Origin of the sequence: Massilia sp. Root335 (genome assembly GCF_001425685.1) — a bacterium.
GTDB classification, from domain to species: Bacteria; Pseudomonadota; Gammaproteobacteria; order Burkholderiales; family Burkholderiaceae_D; genus Telluria; species Telluria luteola.
Genome location: NZ_LMCY01000050.1, coordinates 44844 through 65433 on the forward strand (window position 1 = coordinate 44844; position 20590 = coordinate 65433).

The window sequence follows — 20590 nt, forward strand, 5'->3', positions numbered from 1 at the left end:
TCTCCAAAACTAGGTACAACGTGTTTCAGGGCGCGTCAGCGATCAATCTCGATGCAAAAGGACGGATGTCAATACCGGCCAAGCATCGTGACGCCTTGATGCAGCAATGTGAAGGCCGTATGACGCTCACGAAACACCCGCATGGTTGCCTGTTGTTCTTCCCGCGCCCGGTGTGGGAAGAGCATCGCGAACAGATCGCCGCCTGGCCGATGTCGGCGCGGGCGTGGCAACGCATTTTCCTGGGGAACGCCTGCGATGTCGAGATGGACGGCGCGGGTCGGGTGCTTATTTCGCCCGAATTGCGCAATGCAGTTGGTTTGGAGAAAGAGGTCATGATGCTCGGGATGGGAACCCATTTCGAGATCTGGGACGCCGCCAAGCTGGCAGAAAACGAGGCCGACGCCGTCGCGGGCGGTATGCCCGATGTCCTTTCCAATTTCTCCTTCTAAGGCGCCGCATGAATGTGACTCAGCCGGTGCCCGGTTTGCAGCATCGTACGGTGCTGCTGGATGAAGCAGTCGATGCGCTGGCCCTCGAGGGCGCGCGCGCTGCAGGTATTTATATAGACGGCACGTTCGGGCGCGGCGGTCATAGCCGGCTGATCCTGTCGAAACTGGCGCCCGAGGGGCGCCTGGTCGGTTTCGACAAGGATCTCCAGGCAATCGCGACGGCCGGACAGATGAACGATCCGCGCTTTTCGATCGTGCACGACAGCTTCGCGACGATGGTCGACGCGATGGCGGCACGGGGCGTGCACCAGGTCGACGGCATCCTGCTGGACCTGGGCATCTCGTCGCCCCAGGTGGACGACGCGAGCCGGGGCTTCAGCTTCCGCAACGACGGTCCCCTGGACATGCGGATGGATACGACACGTGGCATCTCCGCCGCCGCATGGCTGGCCGAGGTGCCGGAGAGACAACTGGAAAAGGTGATTCGCGATTATGGGGAAGAACGGTTTGCTTTTCAGATTGCAAAGGCGATTGTTGCTCGCCGGGCAGTCGAACCAATTTCAAGCACACGACAGCTTGCCGCAATCGTGGCAAACGCGGTCAAAACCCGGGAGAAAGGCAAGGATCCGGCAACCCGCACCTTTCAGGCTATCCGGATTTTCATCAATCAAGAGCTTGAGGACCTTGAAGCAGGTTTGAAGGCCGCCTTCGAACTGCTGGCGCCCGGCGCTCGCCTGTCCGTGATCAGCTTCCACTCGCTGGAAGACCGGATGGTCAAGCAGTTCCTGGCGTCCAAGGCCAAGGTCGAGCAACCGGACCGCCGGTTGCCGATCCGCGCCGTCGATCTGCCCCAGCCCTTGATGAAGTTGATCTGCAAAACCAAACCCTCGGACCTCGAGGTCGCGGCCAATCCGCGTGCCCGCTCGGCGGTGCTGCGCGTGGCCGAACGCCTGGGAGCGCGCGCATGACGGGCAAGATCAACGTCGTGCTGACCGCGCTCCTGGTCGGTTGCGCGCTGTCGGTCGTGAATGCGCGCTACCAGCGCAATCACCTGATCAACGACATCGAGAAACTGGCGACTCAGCAGCGCCAGCTCGAGATCGACTGGGCCCAGCTCCAGCTCGACCAGTCCACCCTCGGCAAGAACGAGCGCATCGAACAGATCGCGCGCTCCGAGCTGAACATGGCGCCCCTGAGCCCGGCTCGTACCCAATACCTGACGGAAGGCGGCAAATGAAGGCCGGCGCCAACGGTTCCCGCGTCGCCGCCGCCAAGGGCGTGGCGTTCTCCAAGAGCCCCGTGCTGGCCGTGCGCCTGCCGGACTGGCGTTCGCGCGTCGTCCTGTTCGTGCTGTTCGCCGCGTTCTTCGCGCTGGCCGGACGCGCGCTGTGGCTGCAGGGCGTCTCCAATCAGTTCCTGCAGAAGCAGGGCGCGAGCCGCTACGAACGCACGCTCGAACTGCCGGCCACGCGCGGCAAGATCTTCGACCGCAACGGCATCGTGCTCGCGTCGTCGCTGCCGGTGAAGGCCGTGTGGGCGATTCCCGAAGACGTCAAGCAATCGCCGCCGGACAAGCTGCGCGCACTGGCGCAGCTGCTCGACATGCCGCAGGCTGACCTGCTCAAGAAGCTCGATTCGGACCGCACCTTCGTCTACCTGAAGCGCCAGGTCGAAATGGATGTCATCGCCAAGATCGAAAAGCTCGGCATCGACGGCATCGACACCCGCAAGGAATACAAGCGCTACTACCCGCAGAACGAGGTGATGGCGCACATCGTCGGCTTCACGAACGTCGAGGACGCGGGCCAGGAAGGCATCGAACTCGCCCAGCAGAAGAACCTCGTGGGCCAAACGGGCAGCCGGCGCGTGATCAAGGACCGCCTGGGCCGCATCGTCGAGGACGTGGGCCTGTCGCGCGAGCCGCACGACGGCAAGGACATCACGCTGTCGGTGGATTCCAAGCTGCAGTACATCGCCTACAACAGCGTCAAGGAAGCGGTGGAGAAGTTCCATGCCAAGGCCGGCGCCGCCGTCGTGCTGGACGTGCACACGGGCGAAGTGCTGGCGCTCGCCAACTGGCCGACCTACAACCCGAACGACCGCTCGCACCTGACCGGCGAGCAGCTGCGCAACCGCGTCATCACCGACACGTTCGAGCCGGGTTCGACGCTGAAACCGTTCACCGTCGCGCTGGCGCTGGACAAGGGCCTGATCAAGCCGACCACGCTGTTCGATACGGGCAGCGGCCGTTACCAGACCGGCGGCCACACGATCCGCGACACCCATCCGCACGGCGTCATCGACGTCAGCACCATCATCCAGGTGTCGTCCAATATCGGCACCACCAAGATTTCGGAACTGCTGTCGGCGCAGGAGATGTGGGAGATGTTCACCAAGGTCGGCTTCGGCCAGGCGCCGCGCTTCGGCTTCCCGGGCGCCGCCGCCGGCCGTGTACGTCCCTACAAATCCTGGCCTATCGTGGCCAAGGCCAATATGTCGTTCGGCCAGGGCATCTCGATGTCGCTGCTGCAGCTGGCGCGCGCCTGGCTGATCTTTGCGCGCGACGGCGACATCATTCCGCTGTCGTTCCAGAAGGTGACGGACAAGCCGGTCGGCCAGCAAGTCATCTCGCCGAAAACGGCCGCGCAGATCCGCACGATGGTCGAATCGGTGGTGAGTCCGGAAGGCACCGCGCCGCAGGCGCAGATCGCCGGTTACCGCGTGGGCGGCAAGACCGGAACCGCGCAAAAGGTCATCAACGGCCGCTACTCGCAGACCCACTACGTCGGTAACTTCGCCGGCATCGTGCCGATGTCGAACCCGCGCTTCGTGATTGCCGTGATGATCGACGATCCGCAGGGCGCTGGCCACGTCGGCGGAGTCGTCGCCGCGCCGACCTTCGCGACACTCGCAGCAAACGCGCTGCGGGCCGCCAACATACCGCCCGATTCATCGGTCACCGACATCATCATTCCTGAACATCCTCTCGAGGAGAGCAATTGATGGCCGAGACGCCGAACATCGTCGAATGGATGCAGGCCGCCGCACCGGGCGGCCGTCTCGTTTCCGACTCGCGCCGCGTGCGCCGCGGCGACGTGTTCTTCGCCTATCCGGGCGAAGCCTCCGATGGCCGCCGCTTCATCCGCGCCGCCGTCGACAACGGTGCCGCGGCGGTCGTGTACGACGGCCGCGATTTCACGTTCGACGAGGCGCTCGCCGTGCCGCACCTGGGCGTGCCGGACCTGAAGCGGAACGCCGGCCCGATCGCGCATGCGTACTACGGCGCGCCGGATGCGGCCATGTTCACCGTCGGCGTCACGGGCACCAACGGCAAGACGTCGTGCGCGCTGTGGACGGCGCAGGCGCTGGCCGCCCTCGGCGAGACGGGCGCGGTCGTCGGCACGCTCGGCGTGGGCCTCGTGCGCGGCCGCGCCGAGCCGGAATTCGACGCGACCGGCTACACGACGCCGGACGCCGTGCTGCTGGCGACGGAACTGGCGCGCCTGCGCGACGCGGGCGCGACGTCGCTCGCGATCGAAGTGTCGTCGATCGGCCTCGTCGAACACCGCACGGCCGGCATGCACTTCGACGTGGCCGTGTTCACGAACCTCACGCGCGACCACCTCGACTACCACGGCGACATGGACGCCTACGAGGCCGCCAAGCGCCGCCTGTTCGACTGGCCCGGCCTGAAAACCGCCGTCGTCAACCTGGACGACGACGCCGGCGTGCGCATCGCGCGGCACCTGCGTGCCACCCGGCCGGAGGTGGCCGTGATCGGCTACACGCTGCGTGCCGTCCACGAACAACCGGTGCTGGACGGTGTCGCCGTGCTGCGCGCATCGAACCTGCGCAGCCGCCCGAACGGCAGCGAATTCCATATCGAATCGCCGTATGGCAGCGCCGTCGCCCGCACGCACATGGTCGGCCACTTCAACGCCAGCAACGCGCTCGCCGTGCTGGGCACGCTGCTGGCGAAGGGCGTGCTGCTGCGCGCCGCGCTCGACGCCATCGAGGCGCTCGTGCCGGCCCCGGGCCGCATGCAGCAGATCGGCGGTCATGATGCGCCGATGGTCGTGATCGACTACGCGCACACGCCGGACGCGCTGGAAAAGACCCTGGAAGCGCTGCGCCAGGTCGCGCAGGAGCGCGGCGGGGCGCTGTGGTGCGTGTTCGGCTGCGGCGGCGACCGCGATCCGGGCAAGCGCCCGCAGATGGGCCGCATCGCGCAGATGGCGGGACACGTGCTGGTCACGAGCGACAACCCGCGCAGCGAGGAGCCGCGCGCCATCATCGACCAGATCGTGGCCGGCATGGACCCGCACCACCCGACGTCGACGTACCAGGCCGTCGAGGACCGCGCCGCCGCGATCCTGTCGGCCGTGAAGCATGCCGCCAAGCCGGACGTGATCCTGCTGGCGGGGAAGGGCCATGAGCCGTACCAGGAAATCAAAGGCCGGAAGATTCCATTTTCCGATGCCGACCACGCCGCGCTGGCGCTGACCGCGCGGCTCACGATGATGAGGACTGTTTGATGATTCGGGGTTCGCTGGAACAAATCGCGGCGTCGATCGAGGGCGCGCACGTCACGCGCGACGCTTATTTCCAGGGCGTCTCGACCGACAGCCGGCAACCGGTGCCGGGGTCGCTGTTCGTCGCCCTGCGCGGCGAACGCTTCGATGCCCACGACTTCCTCGGCCAGCTGGTCGACAAGCCGCTGGCGGCCGTCGTCGTGGAAAAGCTGCCCGAACACTATCCGCTGCCGGCGGTCGTCGTGCCGGACACGCTGGCCGCGCTGGGCCGCATCGGCAACTTCTGGCGCCGGCGCTTCGCGATTCCCGTCATCGGCGTCACCGGCAGCAACGGCAAGACGACGGTCAAGGAAATGATCGCGTCCATTCTCGCGGCCGCATTTGGTGCCGACGCGCGCCTGGCCACGCAGGGCAATTTGAACAACGAGATCGGCGTGCCGCTGACCGTGACGCGCCTGAACGACACGCACAAGGCCGCCGTCGTGGAACTGGGCATGAACCACCCGGGCGAGATCGCGCGCCTGGCCGCCATCGCCGAACCCACCGTCGCGCTGGTCAACAACGCGCAGCGCGAGCACCAGGAATTCATGCACACCGTGGAAGCGGTGGCGCGCGAGAACGGCGCCGTGCTGCAGGCGCTGCCGGCGGACGGCGTGGCCGTGTTTCCGGGCGATGAAGAGTACACGGCGCTGTGGCGCGAACTGGCGGGCGAGCGCGACGTGCTGACGTTTGGCCTGACGGATGCCTGCGACGTGCGGGCGACGTACACGGTCACCGACTTCGGCAGCGAGCTCAAAGTCACGTCGTTCCCGCGCAGGCGGGAACCCAAGATTGCCGGCGCGGCCGCTCACGTAACATTGGATCCCCGCCTTCGCGGGGACGACGTTCTGGAGGCGCAGGGCGCAACCGAGCCATTGCGGTTCACGATCAATCTTGCCGCCGCCGGCGTCCACAACGTCCGCAACGCACTGGCCGCCATCGCCTGCGCGCGCGCGGCCGGCATTCCCGCCGACGCCATCGTGCGCGGCCTGGAAGCGTTCGCGCCCGTCAGCGGCCGCCTGCAGCGCAAGCAGGCCGTGAGCGGCGCCACCGTCATCGACGACAGCTACAACGCCAACCCCGACTCCGTGCGCGCCGCCATCGACGTGCTGGCGCAATATGCCTCCCCGCGCATCCTCGTGCTGGGCGACATGGGCGAGGTTGGCACGCAAGGACCTGAGTTTCACCAGGAAATCGGTGCCTACGCCGCAAGCCGCGGCATCGACACCGTGCTCGCGACCGGCGACCTGGCTCGCCATCTGGTCGGATCGGGAGCGCAACACTACGAGCAGTTCGACGAATTATTGGCAGCACTGGATCAAAGACTGGGCAGCAAATCTGACGCAACTGTGTTGGTGAAGGGCTCGCGCTTCATGAAGATGGAACGCGTGGTCCAACACCTGATCGCATCAACCAACACCGGCAAGGAAGCCCACTAGACTTATGCTGCTTTGGCTCGCACAATATTTTCAGGACTATCTCGGTCCGCTGCGCGTTTTTAACTACATCACGTTCCGCGCCGTGTTCGCGACCATCACCGCGATCAGCATCGGCATGCTGTGCGGTCCGGCCGTGATCCGCAAGCTCACCGAGATGAAGGTCGGCCAGGCCGTGCGCACGTACGGTCCGCAGACCCACCTGTCCAAGCACGGCACCCCGACCATGGGCGGCGTCCTCGTGCTGATCGCCATCGGCGTCTCCACGCTGTTGTGGTGCGACCTGTCGAACCGCCTCATCTGGCCCGTGCTCGTCGTGACGCTCGGCTTCGGCGCGATCGGCTGGGTCGACGACTACCGCAAGGTCGTCTACAAGGACCCGGAAGGCATGCGCTCGGGCGAGAAGTATTTCTGGATGTCGCTGATCGGCATCACGTCGTCGCTGTACCTGGCATTCTCGGTCTCGGCCGCGACGCCGTGGGAAGTGTGGCAGCTGTTCTTCGCCTGGGTGCAGTCCGGCTTCTCGATGGACCTGCCGCCCAAGGCCGACCTGATCGTCCCGTTCTTCAAGACCATCAGCTATCCGCTCGGCGTGTGGGGCTTCATCGCGCTCACGTACTGCGTGATCGTGGGCGCCTCGAACGCCGTCAACTTCACCGATGGCCTCGACGGCCTCGCCATCATGCCGACCGTGATGGTGGGCGGCGCGCTGGGCCTGTTCGCTTATCTGACCGGTAACGCGACGTATTCGAAATACCTGTTCATCCCGCACATCCCGGGCGCCGGCGAACTGCTGATCTTCTGCGGCGCGATGGCGGGCGCGGGCCTGGCCTTCCTCTGGTATAACGCGCACCCCGCGCAGATGTTCATGGGCGACGTCGGCGCGCTGGCGCTGGGCGGCGCGCTCGGCACCATCGCCGTCATCGTGCGCCAGGAAATCGTCCTGTTCATCATGGGCGGCGTGTTCGTGGCCGAGACGCTGTCCGTCATCATCCAGGTCAGCTGGTTCAAGTACACGAAGAAGAGATATGGCACGGGACGCCGCGTGTTCCTCATGGCGCCGCTGCACCACCATTTCGAACAGAAGGGCTGGAAAGAGACCAAGGTCGTCGTGCGGTTCTGGATCGTGACGATGATCCTGGTGCTGGTCGGCTTCTCCACCCTCAAGCTGCGCTGACGACGAACCCATGATGAACTACGAAGGCAAAACCGCACTGGTACTGGGGCTCGGCGAATCGGGCCTGGCGATGGCGCTGTGGCTCGCGCGCTCGGGCGCCCGCGTGCGCGTGGCCGACACGCGCGCAGAACCGGCTCGCCTGCCGGCACTGCGCGCGGCCGTGCCGGATGCGGACTTCGTCGCCGGACCGTTCGCCGCGGGCCTGCTGGACGGCGTCGACTTCGTCGCCGTCAGTCCCGGCCTCGCGCCGAACCGCGAACTGGCCGGGATCGCGCCGGCGGCCGCCGCGCGCCAGGTGCCGCTGTGGGGAGAGATCGAGCTGTTCGCGCAGGCGCTCGCCGCGCTCGAGGCGCAGCAGGGGTACGCCCCGAAGGTCATCGCCATCACGGGCACGAACGGCAAGACGACGGTCACGAGCCTGACCGGTTTGCTGTGCCGCCGCGCCGGCCTCACGACGAAAGTCGCGGGCAACATCAGCCCGGCCGCGCTGGACGTGCTGCGCGAAGTCATCGACGCCAACGAGCTGCCGCAGGCCTGGGTGCTGGAACTCTCCAGCTTCCAGCTGCACACGACGTACAGCCTGAATCCCGACGCCGCCACCGTCCTGAACATCACCCAGGACCACCTCGACTGGCACGGCAGCATGGCCGCGTATGCCGACGACAAGGCCCGCATCTTCGGCGCCGACACGATCCGCGTGCTGAACCGCGACGATGCCGTGGTGATGGGCATGGCGGCGCCGGGTGCGGCGGTGACGACGTTCGGCACCGGCGAACCGGATGCGCCGGGCAGCTTCGGCCTCGTGAACGAACGCGGCGTGCTGTGGCTGGCGAACGCGAATCCGGGCGAAGAACCGGAAAAGAAGCGCAAGAAGAACGAACCGGCCGAACCGGCCGGGATCACGCTCAACCGCCTGATGCCTGCCGACGCGCTGCACATCCGCGGCCTGCACAACGCGTCCAACGCGCTGGCCGCGCTGGCGCTGTGCCGCGCCGTCGGCCTGCCGCTGGCGCCGCTGCTGCACGGCCTGCGCGAATACCAGGGCGAGCCGCACCGCGTGGAGCTCATCACGAGCATCGCCAACGTCGAGTACTACGACGACTCCAAGGGCACCAATGTCGGCGCCACCGTCGCCGCGCTCGAAGGCCTGGGCAAGACGTTCGGCGAGACGGAACGCCAGATCCTGCTGATCGCCGGCGGCGACGGCAAGGGCCAGGATTTCAGCCCGCTCGCGGGTCCGTGCTCGCGCTACGTGCGCGCCGTGCTCCTGATCGGCCGCGACGCGCCCGCCATCCGCGCCGCGCTCGAACCCTCCGGCGTCCCGTGCTTCGACCTCCCGGGCCTGCCGGAAGCCGTACGTCGCGCGAGCGGCCTGGCAAAGTCCGGCGACGTCGTGCTGCTGTCGCCCGCCTGCGCGAGCCTGGACATGTTCACGAACTACGCGCACCGCGCCCAGGTCTTCATCGACGCCGTGCGCGACATCGCACTCGAAAACGGGCAGGAGATCTGATGCCGTTCCAGATTCCATTCAAGTTCGGCGGTTCGGCGAGCGACGCGACGATCGCGACGCGCGCACGGCCGTCGCGCATGATGGAGTACGACCAGCCGCTCGTCTGGGTCGTGCTGCTCATGATGCTGTTCGGGATGGTGATGGTGTATTCGGCGTCGATTGCGTTGCCGGATTCGCCCAAGTTCGCCTACCTGCAGGGCAAGAACAACTACTTCCTGATGCGCCAGGCCGCGTTCATCGTCGTGTCGATGGTGGTCGGCCTGTTCGTGTTCCGCGTCCCGGTCGCGACCTGGCAGCGGTTCGCGCCGCTGATGTTCGTCGGCACGCTCGTGCTGCTGGCGCTCGTGCTGGTGCCGGGCCTGGGCCACTCGGTCAACGGCGCCCGCCGCTGGCTGCCCCTCAAGATCATGCAGTTGCAGCCGTCCGAGATCATGAAGGTCGTGTCCGTGCTGTACGCGGCCGACTTCACGGTGCGCAAGCAGCAGTACATGCACAAGCTGACGAAGGGCTTCATGCCGATGGCCGCCGCGATGGCGCTGGTCGGCGCGCTGCTGATGCTGGAGCCCGACCTCGGCGCGTTCGGCGTCGTCGTCTGCATTTCGATGGGCATCCTGTTCCTGGGCGGCTTCAACATGATCTGGTTCGGCGGCATCGGCGCCGTCCTCGTGCTCGTGTTCTCGACCATCATCGCGCTGTCGCCATTCCGCCGCGCGCGCATGTTCGCGTACATGAACCCGTGGGAAGAGGGCAATGCGCTGGACAAGGCATACCAGCTGACGCACTCGCTGATCGCGTTCGGCCGCGGCGAGATCTTCGGCGTGGGCCTGGGCGGCAGCGTGGAAAAGCTGCACTACCTGCCGGAAGCGCACACCGACTTCATCATGGCCGTCATCGGCGAGGAGCTCGGCCTGGTCGGCGTGCTCGTCGTGATCGGCCTGTTCTACTGGCTCGTCAAGCGCGCCTTCGACATCGGGCGCCAGGCCATCGCGCTGGAACAGCACTTCGCCGGCCTCGCGGCGAAAGGCATCGGCATCTGGCTCGGCGTGCAGGTCTTCATCAACATGGGCGTGAACCTGGGCCTGCTGCCCACCAAGGGCCTGACCCTGCCGCTGATGAGCTACGGCGGCTCGGGCATCCTGTTCAACTGCGTGGGCCTCGCGATCCTGCTGCGCATCGATTACGAAAACCGCGTCAAGATGCGGGGAGGCCGCCAATGAGCACGCCGAAAAGACTGATGATCATGGCGGCCGGCACCGGCGGCCACATCTTCCCCGGCATCGCCATCGCACAGTCGATGCGCGAGCGCGGGTGGGAAGTCTCGTGGCTCGGCACGATGCACGGCATGGAGCGCGACATCGTGCCGAAGCACGGCATCGCCATGGACAGCATCGATTTCGCCGGCATGCGCGGCAAGGGCATCGCGCACACGGTGTCCGGCGCGTTCAAGCTCGTCGCCAGCTTCGCGTCGTGCCGCAAGTACCTGGCATTGCGCAAGCCCGACGTCGTGCTGGGCATGGGCGGCTACGTGACGGTGCCGGGCGGGATGATGGCGCGCGCGCGCGGCGTGCCGCTGGCGCTCGTGAACGCGGATGCGGCCTTGCTCCTGTCGAACAAGACGCTGACGCCCATCGCGCAACGCGTGCTGTTCGGCTTCCCGGCCGATTTCGGCAAGGCGGCCGGCAAGGCCGTCGTCACGGGCAATCCGGTGCGCAAGGAGATCCTCGACATGCCGTCGCCGGGCCACCGTTTCGCCGGCCGCAGCGGCCGCTTGAACCTGCTCGTGGTCGGCGGCAGCCTCGGTGCCAAGGTCCTCAACGACAGCGTGCCGGCCGCGCTGGCCCTGATCCCGGAAGGATTGCGTCCGGTGGTCACGCACCAGTCGGGCAAGAAGAACATCGACGCGCTGCGCGCCGCGTACGCGCAGGCAGGCGTGAAGGCGAACGTGGTCGACTTCATCGACGACATGGCGGCGGAATACGCGAACGCGGACCTCGTGATTTGCCGCGCGGGCGCCATCACCGTCTCGGAACTGACGGCGGCCGGCGTCGCGAGCGTGCTCGTGCCGTTCGTCGCCAGCACGACGAGCCACCAGCGCGACAACGCGACCTGGATGGCGGGGCAGAAGGCGGCGGTGCATCTGCCGCAGGGCGAACTGAATCCGCAGCAGCTGGCGAGGCTGCTGCAAACGACCACCCGCGACGACTGCCTGGCGATGGCCGAGGCGGCGCAGGCGGTGGGGCGGCGCGACGCCAATGCGGCGATCGCGCAAGTACTTGAAACACTGGCGAACGGCGGACAATGAAACACAAGATCAAACACATTCACTTCGTCGGCATCGGCGGCAGCGGCATGAGCGGCATCGCGGAGGTGCTGCTGAACCTCGGCTACAAGGTGTCGGGCTCGGACCTCGCGTCGAACGCGGCCAGCCAGCGCCTGCAGGAACTGGGCGCCAACGTGCGCATCGGCCACGCGGCGTCGAACATCCTGGGCGCCGACGCCGTCGTGACGTCCACCGCCGTCAACGAAGCGAATCCGGAAGTCGTCGCCGCGCGCGCCGCGAAAGTGCCGATCGTCCCGCGCGCCATCATGCTCGGTGAGCTGATGCGCCTGAAGCGCGGCATCGCCATCGCCGGCACGCACGGCAAGACGACGACGACGAGCATCGTCGCGTCCGTGCTCGCGCAGGGCGGCCTCGATCCGACGTTCGTCATCGGCGGACGCCTGAACAGCGCCGGCGCCAACGCCAAGCTGGGCACCGGCGAATACATCGTGGCCGAGGCGGACGAGTCGGACGCATCGTTCCTGAACCTGTCGCCGATGATCGAGGTGATCACCAACATCGACGCCGACCACATGGACACGTACGAGCACGACTTCGAAAAACTGAAGGGCGCGTTCGTCAACTTCACGCACCGCCTGCCGTTCTACGGCCGCGCCATGATGTGCATCGACGATGCGAACGTGCGCGCCATCCTGCCGCAGGTGACCAAGCCGGTGACGACGTACGGATTTTCGGAAGACGCCGAAGTGCGCGCCCTGAACGCGCGCGCCGAGGGCATCCGGATGCATTTCACCGTGCGCCAGCAGGGCTATCCGGACACGGAATTCGTGCTGAACCAGCCGGGCATGCACAACGTGCTGAACGCTTGCTCGGCGATCGCCATCGCGCGCGAGATCGGCGTGCCGGACGAAGCGACGGCGCAGGGCCTGCGCGAATTCAACGGCGTCGGCCGGCGCTTCACGCGCTGGGGCGAAGTCGAACTGCCGCAGGGCGGCAGCTTCACCCTCGTCGACGACTACGGCCACCATCCGGTGGAAGCCCAGGTGACCCTGGCCGCCGCGCGCGCCGCGTATCCGGGCCGCCGCCTCGTGCTGGCGTTCCAGCCGCATCGCTATTCCCGCACCCGCGACCTGTTCGAGGACTTCGTGAAGGTGCTGGGCGCGCCGGACGTGCTGCTGCTGGCCGAGGTGTATCCGGCGGGCGAGGCGCCGATCGTGGCCGCGGACGGCCGCGCGCTCGCGCGTGCGCTGCGCGCGGGCAGCCAGATCGAACCGATCTTCGTGGAAGCGATCGCCGACATGCCGGCGACGATCCTCAAGGTGGCGCGCGACGGCGACGTCGTGCTCACCATGGGCGCCGGTTCCATCGGCGGGGTCCCCCAACAACTGACATCGAATCAAAAGGTGGCATCGTGAGTATGACAGACACCGAAGCGAAGGCGCTCGGCAAGGTGGGCGTGCTGTTCGGCGGCCGGTCCGCCGAGCGCGAGATCTCGCTCATCTCGGGCAGCGGCGTGCTGCAGGCACTGAAATCGAAAGGCGTCGACGCCCACGCGTTCGACCCGGCCGAGCGCTCGCTGGCCGAGCTGGCGGCGGAAAAATTCGACCGCGTGTTCATCGCGCTGCACGGCCGTTTCGGCGAGGACGGCACCCTGCAGGGCGCGCTGGAACTGCTCGGCATTCCCTACACGGGCAGCGGCGTGATGGCGTCTTCCGTCGGCATGGACAAGATCACGACCAAGATCGTGTGGCTGGCCGCCGGCGTGCCGACGCCGAAGTACATGACGATCGGTGCCGATGACCGCGTCGACGCCGACGGCATCGTCGCGGCGCTCGGCCTGCCGCTGATCGTCAAGCCGCCGCTGGAAGGCTCGACGATCGGCATCACCAAGGTCAGCGCCGCCGCCGACCTGCAGGCGGCCGTCGACCTGGCGCGCCAGTACGACAAGGCGGTGCTGGTCGAGCAGTTCATCCAGGGCCGCGAATTCTCGGTGCCGGTGCTGGGCGCCGGCGCCACCGCGCGCGCGCTGCCGATCGTGGAGATCGTCGCGCCCGAAGGCAATTACGACTACCAGAACAAGTACTTCACGGACGACACGAAATATCACTGCCCGGCGCCGCTCGACGCGGCGACGACGGCCGCGATCCAGGCCCACGTGGTGGACGCCTACCGCGCCCTCGGCTGCGAAGGCTGGAGCCGCATCGACGTGCTGCTGCGCGCGTCGGACAACCAGCCGTTCCTGCTGGAGGTGAACACGTCGCCCGGCATGACGACGCACTCGCTCGTGCCGATGGCGGCGCGCGCCGAGGGTACGAGTTACGAAGACCTGTGCGTGGATATCCTGCGCTCCGCCAGCCTCAAGGCCGGCCAGGCGAAGAAAGCATAAAAGGACTAGGGAAGCAACATGTGGCATGACGTGCGAGCTCTGAACGCAACCGCCGGCGCGATCACCGCGCTGACGGTGCTCGCCTGCGTGGGATCGGGATTGTGGTGGCTGTCGCAGCGCCCGATGTTCACCCTGCGCGAGGTGCGTGTCGAGAGCATGTACGGGCTGGACCTGCAGCACGTGAACGAGCTGACGGTGCGTAACGGCGTGCTCGGAAAGATCAACGGCAACTTCTTCACGACCGATCTCGAACAGGTACGCACGATCTTCGAGTCGGTGCCGTGGGTGCGCAAGGCCAGCGTGCGCCGCGAGTGGCCGAACGAGTTGATCGTGCAGGTGGAAGAGCACGAGGCGCTCGGCACCTGGGGCGAGGATGGCCGGCTGCTGTCGGTGAAGGGCGAAGTGTTCACGGCCAACCTGGCCGAGGCCGACGAGGACCACGCACTGCCTGCCTTCGGCGGTCCGGCCGGCAGCGAAAAGGAAGTGCTGACGCGCTTCGCGGAACTGCGCGGCTGGTTCGCGCCGATCCGCCTCGTGCCGGAGTCGATCAGCCTGTCGAACCGCTACGCCTGGACGGTCAGGTTGAACAACGGGATGAGCGTGGAGCTGGGGCGCGAGAAGGACAAGGACACGCTGCACACGCGCGTGCAGCGGCTGGTGAGCATTTACCCCCAGCTGGTGGCGAGGCTGCAGGAAGGGCGCATCGATACGATCGACATGCGCTATCCGAACGGCCTGGCCCTGTCCTCCGCGGCGCTCACCATCCCGGCGGATGCGACCAAGCCCGTGAAGGCGGCGGTGAAGAAGAAAACAAATACCAAAACAACAAAGCAGATCTAATTTAAGCAGGCGACAGCAAACATGACAAAAGACGCGAAGAACCTGATCGTCGGCCTCGACATCGGCACCTCGAAGGTGGTGGCGGTGGTGGCCGAAGTGATGGCCGATGGGCGCCACGAGGTGATCGGACTCGGCCAGCACGAGTCCAAGGGTCTGAAGAAGGGCGTTGTCGTCAACATCGAAGCGACCGTCGAATCGATCCAGCGCGCGCTCGAGGAAGCGGAGCTGATGGCCGACTGCAAGATCCGCAACGTGTACGCGGGGATCGCCGGCAGCCATATCCGCTCGTTCAATTCGAGCGGCATGGTCGCCATCAAGGACAAGGAAGTGACGGCCACGGACGTGGCGCGCGTGATCGAGACGGCCAAGGCCGTGAACATCCCGACCGACCAGCAGCTGCTGCACACGGTGCCGCAGGAATTCATCGTCGACAACCAGGAAGACGTGCGCGAGCCGATCGGCATGAGCGGCATCCGCCTCGAGGTGCGCGTGCACATCGTCACCGGTGCGGTGTCCGCCGTGCAGAATATTGTAAAGTGCGTGCGCCGCTGCGGCCTCGAGGTCTCGGACCTGATCCTGCAGCCGATGGCGTCGGCCGATTCGGTGCTGACGAACGACGAGAAGGAACTGGGCGTCGTCCTCATCGACATCGGCGGCGGCACCACCGACATCGCGGTCTTTTCGGACGGCGCGATCCGGCACACGGCCGTGCTTCCCATCGCCGGCGACCAGATCACGAGCGACATCGCGATGGCCCTGCGCACGCCGACGGGCGAGGCGGAAGAGATCAAGATCCGCTACGGCGTGGCCAAGCAGGTGCTGGCCGATCCGGGCGAAACGCTGGAAGTGCCGGGCCTCGGCGACCGCGGTCCCCGTTCGCTGTCGCGCCAGGCGCTGGCCGCCGTGATCGAGCCGCGCGTGGAAGAACTGTTCGCGATGGTGCACCAGGTCGTGCGCGAGTCCGGCTACGAGGGCGTGCTCTCGTCGGGCATCGTGCTCACGGGCGGGTCGTCGATCATGCCGGGCATGATCGAGATGGCGGAAGACATCTTCTTGAAGCCGGCGCGCCTTGGCACGCCGGAATATCGCGGCCAACTGGCGGACGTCGTGCGCAGCCCGCGCTATGCGACGGTCCTCGGTCTGCTGCTGGAAGCGAAGAAACAGTACCTGCGCGGACACATCGTCACGCGCCAGGACGGTTCGGTGAAGGCAGTCTGGCAGCGAATGAAAGAATGGTTCCTAGGGAATTTCTAGAGACCGAAAAAGCGGCGGCGCGTTGCCGAGCACGTAAATGCAACGCGGGAGAGGCTTTTCGGGAGTGTAGTAACAGCTGGTAACGGTTTTGCTTGGTAACGGACACGAAACATTTTTAAAATAGTGGCACGTTTCCAATCTCGAGTTCTGACGGCGTTCGTGAGAATTCGGGCTTGGAAACGGCTCATCGAGATTAGGAGTTCATCATGGAGTTCGATATGGTCGATAACGCAGCATTGGGCACGGTCATCAAGGTCGTCGGCGTTGGCGGCGCGGGTGGCAATGCGGTCCAGCATATGATCAACAAGGGCGTGTCCGGCGTGGAGTTCATCGCCGCCAACACCGACGCCCAGGCACTGGCCGCATCCGGCGCCCACAACATCATCCAGATCGGCGAGTCCGGCCTGGGTGCGGGCATGCGTCCGGAAATCGGCCGCCAGCTCGCCGAGCAATCGCGCATGCGCATCGAGGACGCGCTGCGCGGCGCGCACATGGTGTTCATCGCCGCCGGCATGGGCGGCGGCACGGGCACGGGCGCCGCGCCGATCGTCGCGGAAGTCGCCAAGAGCCTGGGCGCGCTGACCGTGGCCGTCGTCTCGAAGCCGTTCTCGTACGAAGGCCAGAAGTGCATGGACGTCGCCGAAAACGGCCTGAACGAACTGACCAAGCACGTCGACTCGCTGATCGTCATCCTGAACGAAAAACTGGAAGACATCTACGAAGACGAATCGATGCTGGACTGGATGAAGCATGCGGACGATGTGCTGAACAACGCCGTCGCCGGTATCGCCGAGATCATCAACGTCCCGGGCCACATCAACGTCGACTTCAACGACGTCAAGACCATCATGAGCGAGCAGGGCAAGGCCATGATGGGCACGGCCACCGCGTCGGGCGTGGACCGCGCGCGCATCGCCGCCGAACAGGCCGTCGCGTCGCCGCTGCTGGACGGCATCGACCTGTCGGGCGCCAAGGGCGTGCTGGTGAACGTCACCGCGTCGCGCAGCCTGAAAGGCAAGGAGATCAAGGAAGTCATGGCCGCCGTGCGCGCCTTCGCGGCACCGGACGCCGCGATCGCACAGGGCATCGCCTACGACGACGAGATGGGCGACGAACTGCGCGTGACCGTCGTCGCGACGGGCCTGGGCAAGAACAAGGCCAGCATCTCGCTGGTGCAGCCGCAGCAGGTGCTGCGCACCGGTACGTACGGCGCGCCGATGATGTCCGGCACCCCGGGCGTGACGGCCGGCGTGACCATGGGTGCGGCCAGCGGTGCCGGCGCGATGGACGGCATGAAGCAGCCGGCCGTGTGGCGCCGCGAGCAGGCGTCCGAGCAGGTGCGCGCGATGCAGAACAACGGTGTCGAGACCTACGACATCCCGGCGTTCCTGCGCAAGCAGGCCGACTGAGTAGCAGACTCCAACGCCGGCTGACCACCGGCGCTCCATGATGCGGGGCCAGGCTGTTCCAAGCAGCCTGGCCTTTCGTTTTTAAACCGGGGTCAGAGCCCGAATTTTGGAAATGGCCCGATGGCTGTTGCCAAAAAAAGGGCTCTGACCCCGGTTTTGTTTGGTTCAGGCATACTTGCGGGTTCTGAAAACTTGAAAGGAACACCACCATGACCATCCAGATCGGCGACCGCCTGCCCGCAGGCTCCCTGCAGGAATTCATCGACGTCGCGACCGAAGGCTGCGCGCTCGGCCCGAACACGTTCGACGTGGCCGACCTCACCCGCGGCAAGACCATCGCCATCTTCGGCCTGCCGGGCGCCTTCACGCCGACCTGCTCGGCCCAGCACCTGCCCGGCTACATCCAGCTGGCCGACCAGCTCAAGGCCAAGGGCGTCGACGAGATCTGGTGCATCTCGGTCAACGACGCGTTCGTGATGGGCGCGTGGGGCCGCGACCAGAAGGCCACCGGCATCGTCCGCATGATGGCCGACGGCAGCGCCGCGTTCACCAAGGCGCTGGGCCTGGAATTCGACCTCGTCGCCAAGGGCTTCGGCGTCCGTTCGCAGCGCTACTCGATGCTCGTGCAGGACGGCGTCGTGAAGCAGTTGAACGTGGAAAGCGGCGGCTTCGACGTGTCGTCGGCCGAGACGCTGCTGAAGCAACTGGGCTGATCCGGGTGAGCCGGCTGGCGGGGAATATGCGCAGCATCCGCGCGATGCTGGTCTGCGTCGCCATGTTCTCGATCATGGACATGACGATGAAGCTGCTGTCCGCGCACTTCCCGCCGATGCAGGTGGCGGCGATCCGCGCGCTGTCCGCGCTGCCGCTCGTCGGCGCCTATCTGTTCTGGCGCGGCGGCCAGCGCTCGCTGCTGCGCATCCGCTGGCCGCTGCACCTGCTGCGCGGCGCGATCGGCATCGCGATGCTGGCGCTGTTCACGTACGGCCTCAAGACGCTGTCGCTGGCCGAGGCGTATTCGATTTTTTTCGTCGGCCCGATCCTGATCACGGCGCTGTCCGTGTTCGTGCTGGGCGAGCGCGTGAACGGGGCGCGCTGGATCGCGATCGCCGTCGGCATGGCCGGGGTGCTCGTCGTGCTGCGGCCGACCGGCGCCGGCTTCTTCACGCTGGGCGGACTGGCCGTGCTGGCCGCGGCCGTGTTCTATGCGGTGTCGGCCGTTGCCGGCCGCGTACTGGCGCGCACCGACCGCGGCGAGCACATGATGTTCTGGCTGATGGTCCTGATGGCCATCGGCGCGACGCCGCTGGCCGCGCCCCACTGGGTGCCCGTCCAGGCCGGGCACTGGCTGCTGATCCTGGCGCTGGCCGTCAGCGGTTTTTTCGGCCAGCTGGCGCTGACGGAAGCGTTCAGCCATGGCGAAGCGTCGGTCGTGGCGCCGTTCGAGTACACGGCGCTGGCGTGGGGCGTGGCCATCGACTGGCTGATGTGGAAAACCTTGCCGGATGAATATACTTTGCTGGGCGCCGCCATCATCATCGGCAGCGGCCTGTACCTGATCCGCCACGAATCCGTGCATGCGGAGGCCGAGCATCCGTGAAAACGTGGTGTTCCTGCCACCGCCCCGCGGGGGGCGCCGGCAGGCTCGAAAGCCCTACGATATAATCGAACGATGCTCAAACAACGAACCATCAAACAGCTGGTGCGCACGACAGGCGTCGGCCTGCACTCCGGGACCAAGGTCGAGCTGACCCTGCGTCCGGCGGCCGCCGATACGGGCATCGTGTTCCGCCGCGTCGACCTCGACCCCGTCGTCGAGTTCCCGTCGAATGCCGACATCGTGGGCGATACCCGCATGGCGTCGGTGCTCACGCAGGGCAATGCGCGCGTCTCGACCGTCGAGCACCTGATGTCCGCCTGCGCCGGTCTCGGCATCGACAACCTGTACGTCGACGTCACGGCCGAAGAGATCCCGATCATGGATGGTTCGGCCTCGTCGTTCGTGTTCCTGCTGCAGCAGGCGGGCGTGCAGGAGCAGGCCACGCCCAAGAAATTCATCCGCGTGCTGAAACCCGTGGAAGTCCGCCAGGGCAGCGGCGCCGGCGAGAAATGGGCGCGCCTGAGCCCTTACGACGGCTTCAAGCTCGACTTCTTCATCGAATTCAACCACCCGGCCGTGGACGGCACGACGCAGCGCGCCGTCGTCGACTTCGGCAAGGTCTCGTACGTGCACGACGTGGCGCGCGCCCGTACGTTCGGCTTCATGCAGGACGTGGAAAGCCTGCGCGGCATGGGCCTGGCGCGCGGCGGCTCGCTGGAAAACGCGATCGTGATGGACGAATACCGCATCCTGAATGCGGACGGCCTGCGCTACGAAGACGAGTTCGTGCGCCACAAGATCCTCGACGCGATCGGCGACCTGTACCTCGTCGGCGCGCCGCTGCTGGCCAGCTACGAGGCGCACAAGTCGGGCCACGGCCTGAACAACCTGCTGCTGCGCGAACTGCTGGCGCAGCCGGAATCCTACGAGATCGTGTCGTTCGACGCGCAGGAGCGGGCGCCGGTGTCGTATGAGGCGCAGATGGAAAGGGAGTGGGCGCTGACGTAAGTCGCGGCCTTTTACCTTGACCGTAGCCCAAAACAACGTCGTTCTCGCGCAGGCGGGAACCTAATTTACGCTAGCGCTGCGCTAACGCACTTGGATTCCCGCCTGCGCGGGAATGACGGTTTTAAAGGTAACGACAGCGTTCGAGACAACGACGTTATGACTTCTTCCTTCTCTCCGCCAATCTTCTGATCGCCGCGATCAGCGCCGCATTCTGCTGCGTCTCCGGCAACGTTTCCCCCAGCTGCTCGAACGCTTCCACCGCCGTTGGCGGCAAGGTCAGCGACGACGGCTTCAATTCCTCGCGCACCGGCACGTTGGGCCGCATCTGGATCTTGATGCGCATGTTGTCCACCTGCCATCCCTTTTTCTGCAAGCCCGCCTGCAGCTTGGGCAGCTGCTGCTTGAGCTTGGCCGCGACGGCCGAGGAGGGCACGGCGAGGGTCAGGGTCGCCTCCTGGAACGACAGCACGTCGCAGCCGGCGTACATCGGCGGCAGGATCGCCTTGACGTCGCGCTGCAGGTTGCCCACGCGCAGGGCGGTCGGCATCAGCGCGGCGAGGCGGTCGTTGGAGCGCAGGAAATCGGTGGCGACGAACGACGTCTTGCGGTCGCGGGTGCCGTAGATATGGAAGGGACGCTGCTTGTTCGTGGACTGCATGCTCGGAACAT

19 protein-coding genes are annotated in these 20590 nt (G+C 66.3%); 18 read left to right on the forward strand and 1 reads right to left on the reverse strand.

The window, feature by feature from the left end; translation table 11 throughout:
* Positions 1 to 20: 20 nt before the first annotated feature.
* From mraZ to lpxC, 18 genes are all read left to right on the forward strand, one after another.
* On the forward strand, positions 21 to 449 hold the full coding sequence (mraZ, locus tag ASC93_RS25860; protein ID WP_056449603.1) for a division/cell wall cluster transcriptional repressor MraZ: 429 nt from the start codon (positions 21 to 23) through the stop codon (positions 447 to 449).
* Between the two features lie 8 nt (positions 450 to 457).
* Positions 458 to 1417 carry a 16S rRNA (cytosine(1402)-N(4))-methyltransferase RsmH gene (rsmH, locus tag ASC93_RS25865; protein ID WP_056449605.1) on the forward strand — a complete coding sequence of 320 codons (960 nt, stop codon included), beginning with the start codon at positions 458 to 460 and terminating at the stop codon, positions 1415 to 1417.
* On the forward strand, positions 1414 to 1686 hold the full coding sequence (gene ftsL, locus ASC93_RS25870) for a cell division protein FtsL (RefSeq protein ID WP_056449607.1): 273 nt from the start codon (positions 1414 to 1416) through the stop codon (positions 1684 to 1686). Before rsmH ends, ftsL begins: the two co-directional genes overlap by 4 nt.
* Entirely contained in the window at positions 1683 to 3452 is a 1770-nt protein-coding gene (locus tag ASC93_RS25875; RefSeq protein ID WP_056449609.1) for a penicillin-binding protein 2, read from the forward strand. The genes ftsL and ASC93_RS25875 overlap by 4 nt, the downstream gene beginning before the upstream one ends.
* A complete protein-coding gene (locus ASC93_RS25880; protein ID WP_056449612.1) occupies positions 3452 to 4984 on the forward strand; it encodes a UDP-N-acetylmuramoyl-L-alanyl-D-glutamate--2,6-diaminopimelate ligase in 1533 nt (510 codons plus the stop codon). Before ASC93_RS25875 ends, ASC93_RS25880 begins: the two co-directional genes overlap by 1 nt.
* 2 nt (positions 4985 to 4986) lie before the next feature.
* Positions 4987 to 6459 carry a UDP-N-acetylmuramoyl-tripeptide--D-alanyl-D-alanine ligase gene (gene murF / locus ASC93_RS25885; RefSeq protein ID WP_229412879.1) on the forward strand — a complete coding sequence of 491 codons (1473 nt, stop codon included), beginning with the start codon at positions 4987 to 4989 and terminating at the stop codon, positions 6457 to 6459.
* Positions 6460 to 6463: 4 nt separating this feature from the next.
* Positions 6464 to 7633, forward strand: coding sequence for a phospho-N-acetylmuramoyl-pentapeptide-transferase (gene mraY / locus ASC93_RS25890; protein ID WP_056122815.1), 1170 nt, complete (start codon positions 6464 to 6466; stop codon positions 7631 to 7633).
* Between the two features lie 13 nt (positions 7634 to 7646).
* On the forward strand, positions 7647 to 9143 hold the full coding sequence (gene murD / locus ASC93_RS25895; protein WP_056449691.1) for a UDP-N-acetylmuramoyl-L-alanine--D-glutamate ligase: 1497 nt from the start codon (positions 7647 to 7649) through the stop codon (positions 9141 to 9143).
* Positions 9143 to 10360, forward strand: coding sequence for a putative lipid II flippase FtsW (gene ftsW / locus ASC93_RS25900; protein ID WP_056449616.1), 1218 nt, complete (start codon positions 9143 to 9145; stop codon positions 10358 to 10360). Before murD ends, ftsW begins: the two co-directional genes overlap by 1 nt.
* The gene (murG, locus tag ASC93_RS25905; protein WP_082548350.1) at positions 10357 to 11445 is read left to right on the forward strand and encodes an undecaprenyldiphospho-muramoylpentapeptide beta-N-acetylglucosaminyltransferase; all 1089 of its coding nucleotides are present in this window, start codon (positions 10357 to 10359) and stop codon (positions 11443 to 11445) included. The genes ftsW and murG overlap by 4 nt, the downstream gene beginning before the upstream one ends.
* Entirely contained in the window at positions 11442 to 12839 is a 1398-nt protein-coding gene (murC, locus tag ASC93_RS25910) for a UDP-N-acetylmuramate--L-alanine ligase (RefSeq protein WP_056449620.1), read from the forward strand. The genes murG and murC overlap by 4 nt, the downstream gene beginning before the upstream one ends.
* Before the next feature lie 2 nt (positions 12840 to 12841).
* Positions 12842 to 13810 (forward strand): D-alanine--D-alanine ligase, encoded by a 969-nt coding sequence (locus ASC93_RS25915; protein WP_056449622.1) that lies wholly within the window; start codon positions 12842 to 12844, stop codon positions 13808 to 13810.
* Between the two features lie 18 nt (positions 13811 to 13828).
* On the forward strand, positions 13829 to 14650 hold the full coding sequence (locus ASC93_RS25920; protein WP_056449624.1) for a cell division protein FtsQ/DivIB: 822 nt from the start codon (positions 13829 to 13831) through the stop codon (positions 14648 to 14650).
* Positions 14651 to 14671: 21 nt separating this feature from the next.
* A complete protein-coding gene (gene ftsA / locus ASC93_RS25925) occupies positions 14672 to 15904 on the forward strand; it encodes a cell division protein FtsA (protein ID WP_056449626.1) in 1233 nt (410 codons plus the stop codon).
* A gap of 206 nt (positions 15905 to 16110) precedes the next feature.
* Positions 16111 to 17313, forward strand: coding sequence for a cell division protein FtsZ (gene ftsZ, locus ASC93_RS25930; protein WP_056449628.1), 1203 nt, complete (start codon positions 16111 to 16113; stop codon positions 17311 to 17313).
* A gap of 209 nt (positions 17314 to 17522) precedes the next feature.
* Positions 17523 to 18026, forward strand: coding sequence for a peroxiredoxin (locus tag ASC93_RS25935; protein WP_056449630.1), 504 nt, complete (start codon positions 17523 to 17525; stop codon positions 18024 to 18026).
* Between the two features lie 26 nt (positions 18027 to 18052).
* Positions 18053 to 18913 carry a DMT family transporter gene (locus tag ASC93_RS25940; RefSeq protein WP_229412878.1) on the forward strand — a complete coding sequence of 287 codons (861 nt, stop codon included), beginning with the start codon at positions 18053 to 18055 and terminating at the stop codon, positions 18911 to 18913.
* Positions 18914 to 18985: 72 nt separating this feature from the next.
* Complete coding sequence (lpxC, locus tag ASC93_RS25945) at positions 18986 to 19921, forward strand: UDP-3-O-acyl-N-acetylglucosamine deacetylase (protein ID WP_056449632.1); 936 nt, start codon at positions 18986 to 18988, stop codon at positions 19919 to 19921.
* A 154-nt stretch (positions 19922 to 20075) separates the two neighbouring features.
* Here the strand turns inward: lpxC and ASC93_RS25950 are convergent, their stop codons facing one another.
* The gene (locus tag ASC93_RS25950; RefSeq protein WP_056449634.1) at positions 20076 to 20579 is read right to left on the reverse strand and encodes a DciA family protein; all 504 of its coding nucleotides are present in this window, start codon (positions 20577 to 20579) and stop codon (positions 20076 to 20078) included.
* Positions 20580 to 20590: the final 11 nt, after the last annotated feature.